Genomic DNA, 12,574 nt, shown 5'->3' on the forward strand with positions numbered 1-12,574 from the left:
CTACCAGCAGGCCCAGGGCGGGCCGGAACGCTGAGCACGGGAGCATCACCATGGCACGCGAACTGGAACTCGGACTCGATACCTTCGGGGACGTCACGCGCGGTGAGGACGGCACCCCCGTCCCGTACCCGCAGGTCATCCGCAACGTGATCGCGGAGGCCGTCCTCGCCGACCAGGTGGGGGTCGACTTCATCGGTCTCGGCGAGCACCACCGCGACGACTTCGCCATCTCGGCACCCGAGACCGTCCTCGCGGCCATCGCCGGGCAGACGGCGCGCATCCGCCTCGGGTCGGCCGTGACGGTGCTCAGCTCCGATGACCCCGTGCGCGTCTACCAGCGCTTCGCCACCCTCGACGCCGCGTCGAACGGCCGGGCCGAGGTCATCCTCGGGCGGGGCTCGTTCACCGAGTCCTTCCCGCTCTTCGGTTATGAGCTGTCCGACTACGAGCGATTGTTCGAGGAGAAGCTCGACCTGTTCTCGGAGCTCATCAAGGAAGGGCCGGTCACGTGGTCCGGCAGCACCCGCCCGGGCCTGAAGGACCACGAGGTCTACCCGAAGACCGAGGGCGGGCGGCTGAAGACCTGGATCGGTGTCGGCGGGAGTCCCGAATCCGTGGTGCGGGCAGCCCGCTACGGCATGCCGCTGATGCTCGCGATCATCGGCGGCGACCCCGCGCGGTTCGCCCCCTACGTGGACCTCTACCACCGCGCCCTGAACCAGCTCGGCCGGCCCACCCTGCCCATCGGCGTCCACTCGCCCGGCTACATCGCCGACTCCGATGAGCAGGCCCGGGAGGAACTCTGGCCCGACAACCGGATCATGCGCGACCGCATCGGCCGGGAGCGCGGCTGGGGCCCGACGACGCGCGAGGAGTTCGACCACGAGGCCGACTTCGGCTCCCTGTACGTCGGATCGCCGGAGACCGTCGCGCGGAAGATCGCCGCGACGGCGCAGACCCTCGGGATCGATCGTTTCGACATGAAATACAGCGCCGGACCGCTGCCCCACGACAAGCTCATGCACAGCATCGAGCTCTACGGCACGAAGGTGATCCCGATGGTCCGGGAGATGCTCGCATAGGCAGGCCGGGACCGGCCGGGCCCGACCTTCGCCCTTTCTTCGGTCTTCTTTCGCACTTGGGGCACGGCGCCTTTGAGCGGCGAGGGCCAGAGTGGACCACAGGAGCACAGTTCTCCACGATCGTCCCGCCGGTTCCGGTCCGTCCACCGGAACCGGCGGGCAGTCCCGATCGGAGCTCGTTCCGCCCGGCAACCGACAGGACCGACGTGTCACAGCTACCCGCGCTCGATCGGCAGACCCTCGAGACCCTCGGGGAGGAACTCTCCAACCCGGCGGGTGCACTGGAGTTCGCGCAGATGTTCGTCCAGATGCTCCCGCAGCGGATCGACGCCGTGGAGTCGGCCTTCGCCGCACGGGCCGCGGACGACGCCGTCGTCGCCCTGCTCAGCCTCAATGCGAGCGCCGCCATGGTGGGCGCGTGCCGGCTCGCAGCGGAATCGTCCACGGCCCTGCAGCTCATCGGGGAGCCGTCCGCGCACGGGCCGGAGATCGCGCGGCTGCGAAGTCACGCCACGGATTTTCAGTCGGCGCTGGGCGGCATCATCCTGTAGCCGACGCCGCGCACCGTCCGGATGAACCGGGGCGCCTTCGTGTCCTCGCCCAGCTTCTTCCGTAGGTTCCGGATGTGCACTTCGACGAGGTGCTGGTCGTTGACCCACCCGTCACCCCAGATGCGCGAGAGCAGGGTCTCGCGCTGCCACACCCGGCGGGGTCCGGAGACGAGCGTGGCCAGCAGGTCGAACTCGATCCGCGTGAGCGGGACCTCGACGCCGTCGAGCGATGCGATCCGGCCCTCCGTGTCGATGCTGAGGGACCCGTGGGTCAGCATCCCCGCCACAGGATCCGCTGCGACCGTGAGCGCGGGAGCCGTCGCCTGCTGCTCCGTCGCGTCCGCGCCCGCCAGGGGCTGGGAGGGGTTCCGCACGGTGGTCCGCGGACGGCGGAACATCGCGTTCACCCGCGCTCCGACCTCGCGGGGGCTGAACGGCTTCACCACGAAGTCGTCCGCCCCGATCTCGAGCCCGATGAGGCGGTCGATCTCGTCCTGCCGCGCCGTGATCATGATGACGTAGGCGTCCGTCAGCGGACGGATCTGGCGGCACACCTCCACGCCGTCGATGTCGGGGAGGTTCAGGTCCAGCGTCACGAGGTCGGGTTGTCGGTCACGGACGAGCGCGACCCCCTGGCGCCCGTTCTCGGCCTCGATCGTGGTGAAACCGTTCATGCCGAGCGTCATGACCAGCAACTGCCGCACATCGGCATCGTCTTCGATGATGAGCGCAACACGCGCATCGGGGTCAGGTGTCATGGCTAACACCCTGCCAGATGTTGCTGCCGGGACCGAGTGCATCGGAAGCGTTCTGCGTATTTTCCGGCCGAGGCGTGCCCCGGCGCCCGCTGCCTGCCGCCATCAGCGGCCCGCCGCCATGACGCGGGCCGCCAGCCAGGGTCCGACGTCGGACCCCGGGAGCGGCATGGCGAGGTGGAAGCCCTGCCCGGCATCGCAGCCGCGGTTCAGCAGTTCCTCCCGGGTCTCCTCGCCGTTGACGCCCTCCGCGACCACGCGGAGGCCCAGGCTGTGTGCCATGTCGATGATCGATCCGACGAGCGCGCCGGCGCGCGCGTCGCCCCCCATTGCCGTGACGAAGGAGCGGTCGAGCTTCAGTTCGTCGACGGGGAGGTCCCGCAGGTAGGCCAGGGAGCTGTACCCGGTGCCGAAGTCGTCGATCGAGACCTGGACGCCCGCGGCCCGCAGCTCCGCGAGGAGTCCGGCGGTCCCGGCGGGCGTGGACATCAGGACGTCCTCGGTGATCTCGAGCATGAGGCAGGACGCGGGCAGCCCGTGCTCCGCGAGCAGGCCCAGGATCTCGTGCGGGAGGCACGGCAGGATGCAGGACCCGGACATGTTCACGGCGACGACGACGTCCAGGCCTTCCGCGCGCCAGCGGGAGACGCGCCGGACGGCCCGCCGGAGGACGAGCGAGGACAGCTGCGGCATCAGGCCCGCCTCCTCGGCGAGCGGCAGGAAAGCGCTCGGGGGCAGCTGCCCGCGGGTGGGGTGGTTCCAGCGGACGAGCGCCTCCACGCCGGTCACCTCGTGGTCCGCCAGGCGGACCTTCGGCTGGTAGTGCAGCTCGAACTGGTCCTCCGCGAGCGCCGTGCGGATCTCCTGGACGGTCCGCAGCCGCAGTTCGCCGTCGTCGTCGTCCGTGGAGTCGTACACGTGGAAACCGCTGCGCTGCGCCTTCGCGCGAAACATGGCGATGTCCGCCTTCCGCATGAGCAGGCTGATGTCCGTACCGTGCCGGGGCGTCAGGGCGATCCCGATGCTGGCGCTCACCTGCAGGGCGGCGGTCCCGACCTCCACGGGGCTGGAGAGTTCGGCACCCAGCCGCCGGGCTGCGGCCACGGCCTCGCCGTCGGTCACGCCGCCGAGGTACACGGCGAACTCGTCGCCGCCGAGACGCGCGAGCAGGTCACCGGGACGCAGCTGCCGCCGGAACCGCCGGCCGACCTGCACGAGGAGCTCGTCCCCGACGTCGTGCCCGAGGGCGTCGTTCACGTGCTTGAAGCGGTCGAGGTCGATGACGAACAGGGCACCGGCGGTGCCGCCGACCAGCCGGTCGGGTACGTCGGTCAGCAGGGCGCGGCGGTTCGGCAGCTTGGTGAGCTCATCGGTCCGCGCCAGGGCCACGAGCATCCGGTTCCGGAAGGCGAGGGGCACGGACGCCAGCGCCAGCGAGGCCGCGGCGAAGACCACCGCGAGCAGCGGGATGTCCAGCCGGGAGCCGATGACGAGCACGGCGAGTGCTGATGCCGTGGACACCAGGGGCGCCGCGAGCTCCGGAACGCCACGGCTCCTGCAGCCGCGTCCGGTCCCTGCCGCGCCGTCCACCCAGGCCGCCACGGCCACCACGCCGACCACCCAGCCCGCGTCGATGAGCGAACCGGCGCTGTAGTCCTCGATGCCGAGGGCGTAGGCGACGTCGGCTGCGGAGAAGAGGATCATCCCGGCGATCAGGACCGGCCAGCGCGGCCCGATGTCGAGGCCCTTCGACGCGAGGACCCCACCCACGGCGGTGATCACCAGCAGGTCGAGGAGCGGGTAGGCGACGGTGACGGCCACCTCGAAGGCCGTGCCGCCGGCGGTGCCGGCCTGCAGGATCGGCGCCAGCAGCAGCGCCACGAGCGAGGCTGCCGCGAGCGCTCCCACGAGGCTGTCCAGCAGGATGGGCCACATCAGGCCGCGCAGCTTCCGCACGAGCACGACCCCGAGGGCGCCGAGCATGAGCGGGTAGAACGCGAGGTACGGCACGTCCGCCAGGGAGGTGAAGCCGAGCGAGTCGCCGCCGTCGAGCGATACCAGGTAGTAGGCGTCGCCGGCGGTGTAGGCGACCACCGCCCCGCCGCCGAGCAGGACCTGCGGTTCCGAGAAGCGGGTCCGTACCGCAGCACTGATACACAGGCCCACGGCGGCGAGTTCGGTGAACAGGCACAGCCAGCCGTCGGTGAACGGTTCGAACGTCTCCGGATCCCCCAGCAGGAGGCTCGCGGTGTAGACGACGAGCAGGCCCACCATCACGGCGGTCAGGACCCGCGACGGACCCCACTGCTCACCACGGCGCCCGTCGGCGGCGAGGGGTGTGTCGCGCCGCATGAAGTCCCCATCCTCTGCGCTGGCCATGGAGTTCATGGCAACGGCCAGCATAGGCAGGCCGCCTGGACCGGCGGACCGATCGGGCGCGTCCTCGCCGCATCCTGTGGAAATCCTTGGTTGGCCCTGTTGTGCACGGAGCGTATGTACCCTCGACCTATGTTGCGAATCATCCGTCAACTCCTGATGGTGCCCGAGGTCGCGCTCCTGGCGCGGCGCACTCCACGGGACCCGGCGGTGGCCTGGGAGGGCTACTGGCGCGGAATCCGTGCGACCGGCACGCAGGGCGAGGTGCTCTGGGACACCGACATCGGACCCGAGGCGGAGCAGTACGCGACGTCCATGCAGGCCACCATGGACTTCGCACTGCCGGTCCTCGACGTCGGATGCGGGAACGGACGCTGGACGCGCTGGCTCGCACCCCGCTTCCCGGCCGCCGTCGGCGTGGACGTCGCGGAGAGCGCCGTGCAGCGGGCCCGGCAGGAGGCCGATGGTGAGCACACCATCTCCTTCCGTACCCTCGACCTGACCCGGCCCGGCACCGGTCATATGCTGCATGAGGAATACGGTGATATGAACGTGTTCGTCCGTGGCGTCTTCCATGTCCTCCGCGGCCCGCAGCGCGAACACCTGGCGCGGAACCTGCATTCCGTGGCGGGCCGGCACGGGCGCGTCCTGCTGACGGAGACGAACTATCGCGGCAGCCCGCTCTCCTACATGCAGAGCCTCGGCGCGACCCCCGGCAGCATCCCGCTCCCGCTGCGCAAGGCCATCGGCGGCATCCCCGTACCGGGCCGTTTCGGCCCCGAGGAACGCCGTGCGGCGTTCCCGGAGGCAGCCTGGCAGATGGTGGCCGACGGGCCGGTCACCATCCAGGCCGTGCCGATGGGCGGCAACGCGACCACGGGCATCCCCGGATACTTCGCTACGATGAAGGCTCGCTGATCCTCGGTCTCACGGGGTGAACCCAGGGCCGCCCGGCCCGGAAGGCATCAGCGGTCTGCTCAGGAGGCCCCCATGCCCGCACAACGCATCGACGGCGACAAGGCCGGCCTGGAACTCCTGCCGAACGGCATCCTCCACCTGGCATGGGATCAGGACTGCACCATCACCGTCACGGATGCAGAGGCAGCCATGCGAGCGGTCAACTCACTCGCCGAGGCGGAGGGGCACCCGATGCTGGTGGACATGGAGACCACGAGAACCGTGACGCGCGACGCGCGGGCGGTCTTCGCCGTCCCCTGCGCCGCGTCGCGGATCGCACTCCTGGGCTCCTCTCCCGTGGACAGGATGATCGCCAACTTCTTCCTCGGTGTGAACTCCCCTCCCTGCCCCACGCGGTTCTTCACCTCGCGCCACCTCGCCGTAGCATGGCTGCAGAGCGACGCCGGCGAACTCGAGCACCCGGCCATCGCCTGACCCCTCGCGGATCCCATGGGTCCGCTCCAGGGCTGCCTCAGAGAGGTACGGGGATATCGGCCCCACCTTCGTGTGTGAGCCGTGTGCCCACCTGCACCACCGAAGGAACGGTGATGAAACCCCCCGCGACCAGGGCCTGGCCCTTCGTGAAATGGAGGACGTCGTCGAGGAGACCGGGCGAGACGTAGCCGAAGACGGAGGCCAGTTCGGCAAGATCCCGCGGTGACGACATCTTCATCAGCACGAGGTTGTCGCACTGGCTCAGGACGTTGACGGGGACTTTGGAGGGTCGCTGGGTCGACAGGAGAAGCCAGAGCCCGAATTTGCGCCCCTCCGCGGCGATCTGGGTGATCCGTTCGGTGAGCGCACGTTGGACGGGCGTGGTCGGGTCCGGGCTGCAGAGATTGTGGGCCTCGTCGATCACGATGAGGATCGGGTGGCGTTCCTCGCGCCTCTTCCACAGGTGATCGAGCACGCTGAGGGCGGCGACCTGCGGTTCGGCGGGGAACCGGAACCCGCCCAGGTCGAGGACAGTGGCGCGCGGGCGTTCGTCGATGACGTCCTCCGCGGACCGGCCGCCCCACGCCCAGAGGTCCCATTCGAGCACACCGAGATTCTCGATGCGCGTCGCGAGATTCCGCCCGGGGGCAGAGTCCTTCGCCCGCAGTTGGCCGACCAGATCGGCACGGTCCGTCACGCTCACCTCGTTCTCGAGGTGGACGAGGACGTTGTACTCCTCGCGGTCCAGGACCGGATCGAGACCCAGGACGGCGGCGCGCGACTCCAGCGGCTGGTCCAGGAACCGCACACGGACGTGGCCGGCTCCGCTCCCGGTGGCCCGGAGGACACGCACATCACCGAACGGGCCGGAACCCCCGGCGAGCGGCTCCCTGAGGTCTCCCAGGCGGACGAAGTCGGCATTCGGATCGAGGACCAGGAGCGGCAGCCGGGTGTGGAGCAACAACTGTTCGAGGACGACACCCAGCGCGTAGGTCTTCCCCGACCCACTCTGCCCGCACCAGAACGTATGGCGGTTGAACCGTGTGGCATCGAGTTCCGCGGGCGTGCGGCCGCCGTCGAGGGTGCCGATGCTCAGCTGATGGGACATGTCTTCTCCATCGTTCGTCGGTTCCGGACCGGTCTATCACATCCGACGCACCCACCAGAAGGCTCCTCCGCGGATCGGACGATGCGTCCGCGGGATCCTCTGCTCCTATCCGCTGGATGGTGTACGGGGCCTCGGCTCCCGCACATGGTGTCCGCGTCCCGGGAGGCGTGCTTTGACGAGCTCCATGGTGGGTCCGAGATCGGAAAGCTGCCACACGCTGTGCCGTGAGGTAGCGGCCCAGCGGACCGTGTCCGCCACATCGCGGAGGTACCCTCCGCGCCGCTCGACGACGGCGCGGCGAAGATCTCCAGCCGTCCACGCGTAACGGAGCCCGGGCACTCCGTCCGGGAGCCCTCGGTGTCCGATGCCCAGCGTGAGGTGACCCCACAGATCGATCATCCCGGGTCTGGCGGCGTCCGCGAGTCGCATGGAGCCGAAGAAGCGGCCGTTGAGGTCGATGAGGTGATAGGTGTTGTGACTGTCGATGAGGAATTGGAGCTCGACCAGTCCCCGCCAGCCCAGCCCCGCAAGAAGCTGTTCCGCGCGGGAGGCAAGCACCTCATCAACCGGCACCGTGACAGCCCGCGCCGAGATCCCGTTGGGTGTGGGCCACAACCTCGTGCTTTCCTGCTGCACCCGCGCGGTGAGGCGTCCCCGGTCGAAGATCCCGATGAGCGCGCTCAACCGGCCCGCAACCGGTGTTTGAAGCACGGGTCGGGCTCCTGCTGCCTGGAGGTCACGAATCCGCGGTTCGGCCGCACTGATCGTGGGGTAGGTTCTCGCCTCCATGCGGGTCTGCCGGGTTTGTCCTGGGTTCCAGTGGGCGCGGCTCTTCACGATGACCGGGCCACGCCAGGACCGGATGCTCGCCTCGTCGGCATCACGGATCAGGGGGGTGGATAGCCCTGCTGCGACCGCATGCTCGGCGAGCCGGACCTTGTCCAGGGCATTCGAGACGACATTCGCCGGAGGGTGGGGATTGAGCGCCGGGATCCGGCTCCGATAGGTGGAGACTGCGGCCATCCAGTCGTCTCCGGAACCGAAGACCATCGCGTACTTGCCGGCCTGCACGGCAGCCCTGACCCCGAGTACGAACGATTCGCCGTCTCCGCGTGGTCGGGGAACAGTGTGCCGCGCCGTCACGGCTCGTGATGCTCCAGCCATGCCGCCGCCTTCCGGGGTCCCGAGCCCTACGCGCCACCCGGCGGCAGACAGTGACCGGGCGGCAGCCAAAGCACCACGGTCGCGACCCGTTCCGACGATCAAGGCGCTCAGCGGGGCCTCGACCGGTGATCGACCCGACGTCGAGAAAACCCTCGCCAGCCGTGGGTCGTTTCCCCGTTCCATCCCGCGCGCCGTACCGAAACCAGATTCTTGTTCCCTGGTGCTCATCGCTGCCCACCGTCATCATCGCGTTCACCAGGTTCCATACTGCTGGAGCGTACAAACGGCAGATGAGGAGAGCATGAGAAACATCGGCTGCATGCTCCCGGATGAGCGACCGGCAGCCCCACGTTCCGCGCTCGTCCGGCTCCGCCGTGCAGAGCAGTGTAGTGCTGCCCACCGGTGATCACAGCGCATCACGGAGCTGGTGGAGGTCTCATGTCCTTCTCATGGTCAGTGCCTAGCGTGGGCCGAGGGGAAACCCCGATCGCGATCCTGCCGGTCGGCGATCACGGTTGCGGAGCACTGACGGGCAGCAGCGATGCGCCGTCACTGGCCAAGGACTTCACCACCACGACGAAGAGGAATCACCATGAAAACCCACCTGCCCAAGCTTCTTGCCGTTGTCGCCACACTGATCGCCCTTGCCCTGACGGGCTGCGACAACCCCTCCCAGGATGAGGGATCCAACAACAACCAGGAACAACAGGACGATTCCCGGAACCAGGACAACCAACCGGACGACGGCAGCGACGATAGCGATGACACCGACGACGACAACGGCGACGGCGCTGGAGAAGACGACGGCGACGACGACGACTGAGCATCAGCACTCCCCTTGCTGATCGCTCGACGGCACCTCGTTCATTCCATGCTGAGGTGCCGGTAGACCGTGGCGCGACCGGCTCAGTGGATGGCGAGTTCAAGAGCGAGCACTGCCAGTCCGAGGACTGCCATGATGGCAAGTACCAGGATTTTGAGTCGTGGCCTTACGCGTAGACGACGTACAGCGAACAGCGTGACGACCATCAGGGTGGCGACGAGCGCTACCGCTATCAGCCGGAGCGCCGGCGCCAGTCCGACCACGCCGAGGGCGCTGAGCCCCAGGATCGCCATCGGCGCCAGAAGCACCCCCAGGGACCCGAAACTCACATAGGCGAGATGGGCGAGTTCGGCCCGGGATGGCAGGGAGCTGTCCCGAACCATATGCGCGGTTACATCTGCAACGAACACTGCCAGCAGCGTGCCCACAACGGTGAGCAACAGCGTCAACGCAGCGCCACCGATGGTGGCATGTTCGGAGTCGCGTTCGACGGCGATCGTCACGGCCAGCGTGGTGAACGTGACGTACACACGCTCCTTCAGGGCTTCAGAGCGCTGCTGCGCGGTCGCGCCAGGTGGTCCGCTGAAGAGGACGGCAGCCACGTTCTGCTCCTAGAATCGCTGTATCACAATCCGTGGTGTCTCACCGATGGGCCGGAAGTGCATCTGGCGCTGAGGGCCGCGACGCTACCGGCGATGCCATCGGCACCGGACGAAGGAGCGGGCAGCACCCGTCCCACCGACTGACGACTCTCAGCTACCGCACCAGCAGCGGTTTCGATGAGGGATGGGAGTCGTCCGGCGTCGAGGTGCTACCCGCCTGGGTCACCTGCCGGCCGATGCCATGCTGTCGGCGTTCTTCCGAGCCAATGCGGCGTCGAGGACCCTGTACTCGGCCTCTTCCACAGCCCAGTAGGCATACGCGATCGCGAATTGTGCGTCTTCCTCGGCGACGTCCGCGTTGCGCTGCGCAGCCTTGACGTCGTGCTCTGCCTTCTTGGATTCGACATCGCGGCGGAGAGAGGCGATGTCCTCGTCCCAGCTCTTCTGCACGTCGCTCCACCACGCAGCGACCTTTCCCTTGTTGGCTTCGGCGGTCTCGCGCAGCCGGTCCGTGCCCTTCTGCAGCGAGTCCCGTGCGCTCCGGACATCCTGCTGGAGCTTCGCGTGTGCATCCTGCTCGGCGGCGACGAATCGGTCTTCTGCCTCTTTCGCTCGGGCCGCGAGCCTGCTCAGATCCTCGGAGAGGGGCATGAGAATTTCCTTCCACTGTGGTGCTCTGATTGTGAGGTGACGGGAGATCGTCGTCTCCGGGACGGCGGTGCCCATTCGAAGGAGCCGGTCCCACCGTCGTTCCAGACTCACCCCTGGGCTCGCGAACGATTAGGGTCGAAAGTCCTTCGATCAGGTGTGCGCCCTCCATCCGCCGACGGTGCCCGCACGCCGCGGAGCAGGCGCGGTCTCGGCGAACGCTCCAATCCGTGGTCTGGCGGCGGAGAACAGGGCACTTCGCGAGAATTCCCTCGCGTCACGTCTCGGTCGACGACATCACCGTTCACGTGCGGGTCACAACGGACCGACAACCCGTCGGTGCAGTTCCACGGTGAGCCTGTGGATCTCGCGAGTGAGCTCGGTGTTGGTCTTCACCTCGGTCTCCGCCTCGAGGAAATCGTGATCCGCCTTCTCCTGCTGGAAGGCGGATGCGCGGTTCTGCCCGATCAGGACGAAGGTCGACAGGAAGATCGCCTCCAGTGAAACGACGAGGGTCAGCGTCGGCCACGGACTTTCCTCGACGAAAAGCATCCACACGGCGAATACGACGACATGGACGTAGACGAAAGGCATGGATCCGGCGAAGTCGGTGATCACATCGGCAATCCTCAGTTGCGGTTGCTTGGCGCGCCTTTCCCGGAACCTGGTCACGACCGGGTGTTCATGCAGTGGCGGGGGAGGATGGAGTCGGGGCATTGTTCTTCCTCGGAAGGTGTGGCGGGCCAACCCGCGCCTCAGGCTTGTGTCTGAGCGAAGCCTTGGTCCGTTGTCGACCTGATTGCGGGAGAATCCGGGGCGGCCTGCCCCTCGGTCCAGGTGCGGCGCCACGGCCGCTGATCGTAGATCGCAAGGAGTTGCGCGCCGAGGCCCAGGAACACCATGGCGGCCCATACGGCGATGTTCAGCCACGGGATCTGCAGTGCGACGATGAGGATCACACCGCCGACCAGAGCCTTCACCACCGGAGGCTGGTCGCCCCGGAACAGGAGCCTTCCGATGTAGTACGCGACATGCACGAAGGTCGCCAGCGTGAGAACGAGCCAGACCAGGAAACCTGCAAGGGCGAGGGGCGCCCCGATGATCGTCACCAGAATGACCAGCAGCGCGATAGGAACAGCGATCGACGCCACGAATCCGACGAGCAGCGCCCTCCACGGCGTCGGGACGAGCTGATTGGTGACCCGATGCAGCACGCGGGGAAAGAGTAGTCCAGCGAGTGCTGTCACGAGGCTCAGCGCGACCAGCGCGTAGAGCAATCCGAGGAGCCAACCGATGAACAACGCCCAGGGCGAGGGTTCGACCGTGGGTGGCTGCGGTGACACGACACGCTCCACCGTGCCGCTGACGGCGCCCTCGGCGATCCGAGCGTCCCGGTCACTGCTGTAGGTGACGTCACCTCCGACCGTCCCATCGATGGTGAGGCCTCCGACACCGACGACGACATCACGGCCGACCGCCCCCGCGAGCACGATGTCCTCCGCACCACCCACCAGATCGCCGCCGAACGAGCCCTCGTCGGTGACCTTCACGATCGACGCGACGATCGTCCCACTCCGTGAGATGTCACCGTTGATCGTGACGTCCTGCCCTGCGAGCCGGACATTGCCGTCCACGTTCCCGGTGATGGTGATGGTCTGGGCCGCTGCAATCACATCACCGGTGACATCACCGGAGATGGTGATGCTTTGTCCTGCTGCGTACACATCCCCGTCGACATCATCGGCGATATCGACAACCGAATCACTGTAGAACTGCGGACCGACGCCATCGTTGACCACAGAGGGCACGGACGACGGGCCCGATGCCGGAAGAGCAGCGACCGACGCCGACCCTGTCGCCACAACGAGGATTCCAGCCGCGAGAACTGCGGCAAGAACCCTCCGGGTATGTGGAAATGCTTCCATTGCAACGCCTCTCCTGCCTGGGGTGCACATGATGTGGTGGGCCCTCGTCGGCGTCGCGAGCGTGTGCGCCTCGTGACCGGTCGGAGCTCTTCGCCCGACCCCGACGATGCGAGCGGGTCGAGCTTCTCAGTGGCGTTCACCCTGGAGG

General features: G+C 67.9%; 13 protein-coding genes. 5 read left to right on the plus strand and 8 right to left on the minus strand.

Annotated elements, in window-relative coordinates; translation table 11 throughout:
* Positions 1-50: 50 nt before the first annotated feature.
* On the plus strand, positions 51-1,082 hold the full coding sequence (locus RY94_RS05725; RefSeq protein ID WP_043442612.1) for an LLM class flavin-dependent oxidoreductase: 1,032 nt from the start codon (positions 51-53) through the stop codon (positions 1,080-1,082).
* Between the two features lie 206 nt (positions 1,083-1,288).
* A complete protein-coding gene (locus RY94_RS16730) occupies positions 1,289-1,633 on the plus strand; it encodes a hypothetical protein (protein WP_052274002.1) in 345 nt (114 codons plus the stop codon).
* Here RY94_RS16730 and RY94_RS05735 read toward each other — a convergent pair.
* Together RY94_RS05735 and RY94_RS05740 are read right to left on the minus strand one after the other, a co-directional pair.
* Positions 1,603-2,391 carry a response regulator transcription factor gene (locus RY94_RS05735; RefSeq protein ID WP_043442615.1) on the minus strand — a complete coding sequence of 263 codons (789 nt, stop codon included), beginning with the start codon at positions 2,389-2,391 and terminating at the stop codon, positions 1,603-1,605. The genes RY94_RS16730 and RY94_RS05735 overlap by 31 nt on opposite strands.
* A gap of 102 nt (positions 2,392-2,493) precedes the next feature.
* A complete protein-coding gene (locus tag RY94_RS05740) occupies positions 2,494-4,767 on the minus strand; it encodes a putative bifunctional diguanylate cyclase/phosphodiesterase (protein ID WP_052274003.1) in 2,274 nt (757 codons plus the stop codon).
* Between the two features lie 129 nt (positions 4,768-4,896).
* Between RY94_RS05740 and RY94_RS05745 the strand changes: the two genes are divergently transcribed.
* Positions 4,897-5,682 carry a class I SAM-dependent methyltransferase gene (locus RY94_RS05745; RefSeq protein WP_043442618.1) on the plus strand — a complete coding sequence of 262 codons (786 nt, stop codon included), beginning with the start codon at positions 4,897-4,899 and terminating at the stop codon, positions 5,680-5,682.
* Between the two features lie 72 nt (positions 5,683-5,754).
* Positions 5,755-6,156 carry a DUF7793 family protein gene (locus RY94_RS05750; RefSeq protein ID WP_052274004.1) on the plus strand — a complete coding sequence of 134 codons (402 nt, stop codon included), beginning with the start codon at positions 5,755-5,757 and terminating at the stop codon, positions 6,154-6,156.
* A gap of 37 nt (positions 6,157-6,193) precedes the next feature.
* On the opposite strand, the gene RY94_RS05755 is transcribed toward RY94_RS05750, so the two are convergent.
* Together RY94_RS05755 and RY94_RS05760 are read right to left on the minus strand one after the other, a co-directional pair.
* Entirely contained in the window at positions 6,194-7,264 is a 1,071-nt protein-coding gene (locus RY94_RS05755) for an ATP-binding protein (RefSeq protein WP_043442620.1), read from the minus strand.
* Between the two features lie 105 nt (positions 7,265-7,369).
* Positions 7,370-8,428 (minus strand): hypothetical protein, encoded by a 1,059-nt coding sequence (locus tag RY94_RS05760; protein WP_231554430.1) that lies wholly within the window; start codon positions 8,426-8,428, stop codon positions 7,370-7,372.
* Between the two features lie 592 nt (positions 8,429-9,020).
* On the opposite strand from RY94_RS05760, the gene RY94_RS05765 reads away from it, so the two are divergent.
* On the plus strand, positions 9,021-9,251 hold the full coding sequence (locus RY94_RS05765; protein ID WP_043442622.1) for a hypothetical protein: 231 nt from the start codon (positions 9,021-9,023) through the stop codon (positions 9,249-9,251).
* 83 nt (positions 9,252-9,334) lie between these two features.
* Here the strand turns inward: RY94_RS05765 and RY94_RS05770 are convergent, their stop codons facing one another.
* The 4 genes from RY94_RS05770 to RY94_RS05785 form a co-directional block, all read right to left on the minus strand.
* Positions 9,335-9,853, minus strand: coding sequence for a hypothetical protein (locus RY94_RS05770; RefSeq protein WP_052274005.1), 519 nt, complete (start codon positions 9,851-9,853; stop codon positions 9,335-9,337).
* A gap of 222 nt (positions 9,854-10,075) precedes the next feature.
* Positions 10,076-10,504, minus strand: a complete 429-nt coding sequence (locus tag RY94_RS05775; RefSeq protein ID WP_043442625.1) for a hypothetical protein — start codon at positions 10,502-10,504, stop codon at positions 10,076-10,078.
* 312 nt (positions 10,505-10,816) lie between these two features.
* Positions 10,817-11,218: a DUF1003 domain-containing protein gene (locus RY94_RS05780; protein ID WP_052274006.1), complete on the minus strand. Its 402-nt coding sequence runs from the start codon at positions 11,216-11,218 to the stop codon at positions 10,817-10,819.
* A gap of 38 nt (positions 11,219-11,256) precedes the next feature.
* On the minus strand, positions 11,257-12,456 hold the full coding sequence (locus RY94_RS05785) for a hypothetical protein (protein ID WP_156135040.1): 1,200 nt from the start codon (positions 12,454-12,456) through the stop codon (positions 11,257-11,259).
* Positions 12,457-12,574: the final 118 nt, after the last annotated feature.

This window comes from Arthrobacter sp. L77, assembly GCF_000816565.1.
GTDB classification, from domain to species: Bacteria; Actinomycetota; Actinomycetes; order Actinomycetales; family Micrococcaceae; genus Arthrobacter_D; species Arthrobacter_D antioxidans.

What these genes read in the sequence shown, in the direction of transcription:
- RY94_RS05725 (WP_043442612.1), top strand. Translation starts at nt 51, where the DNA reads ATGGCACGCGAACTGGAACTCGGACTCGATACCTTCGGGGACGTCACG.
- RY94_RS05735 (WP_043442615.1), bottom strand. Translation starts at nt 2,391, where the DNA reads ATGACACCTGACCCCGATGCGCGTGTTGCGCTCATCATCGAAGACGAT.
- RY94_RS05740 (WP_052274003.1), bottom strand. Translation starts at nt 4,767, where the DNA reads ATGGCCAGCGCAGAGGATGGGGACTTCATGCGGCGCGACACACCCCTC.
- RY94_RS05745 (WP_043442618.1), top strand. Translation starts at nt 4,897, where the DNA reads ATGTTGCGAATCATCCGTCAACTCCTGATGGTGCCCGAGGTCGCGCTC.
- RY94_RS05750 (WP_052274004.1), top strand. Translation starts at nt 5,755, where the DNA reads ATGCCCGCACAACGCATCGACGGCGACAAGGCCGGCCTGGAACTCCTG.
- RY94_RS05755 (WP_043442620.1), bottom strand. Translation starts at nt 7,264, where the DNA reads ATGTCCCATCAGCTGAGCATCGGCACCCTCGACGGCGGCCGCACGCCC.
- RY94_RS05760 (WP_231554430.1), bottom strand. Translation starts at nt 8,428, where the DNA reads ATGGCTGGAGCATCACGAGCCGTGACGGCGCGGCACACTGTTCCCCGA.
- RY94_RS05765 (WP_043442622.1), top strand. Translation starts at nt 9,021, where the DNA reads ATGAAAACCCACCTGCCCAAGCTTCTTGCCGTTGTCGCCACACTGATC.
- RY94_RS05775 (WP_043442625.1), bottom strand. Translation starts at nt 10,504, where the DNA reads ATGCCCCTCTCCGAGGATCTGAGCAGGCTCGCGGCCCGAGCGAAAGAG.
- RY94_RS05780 (WP_052274006.1), bottom strand. Translation starts at nt 11,218, where the DNA reads ATGCCCCGACTCCATCCTCCCCCGCCACTGCATGAACACCCGGTCGTG.
- RY94_RS05785 (WP_156135040.1), bottom strand. Translation starts at nt 12,456, where the DNA reads ATGTGCACCCCAGGCAGGAGAGGCGTTGCAATGGAAGCATTTCCACAT.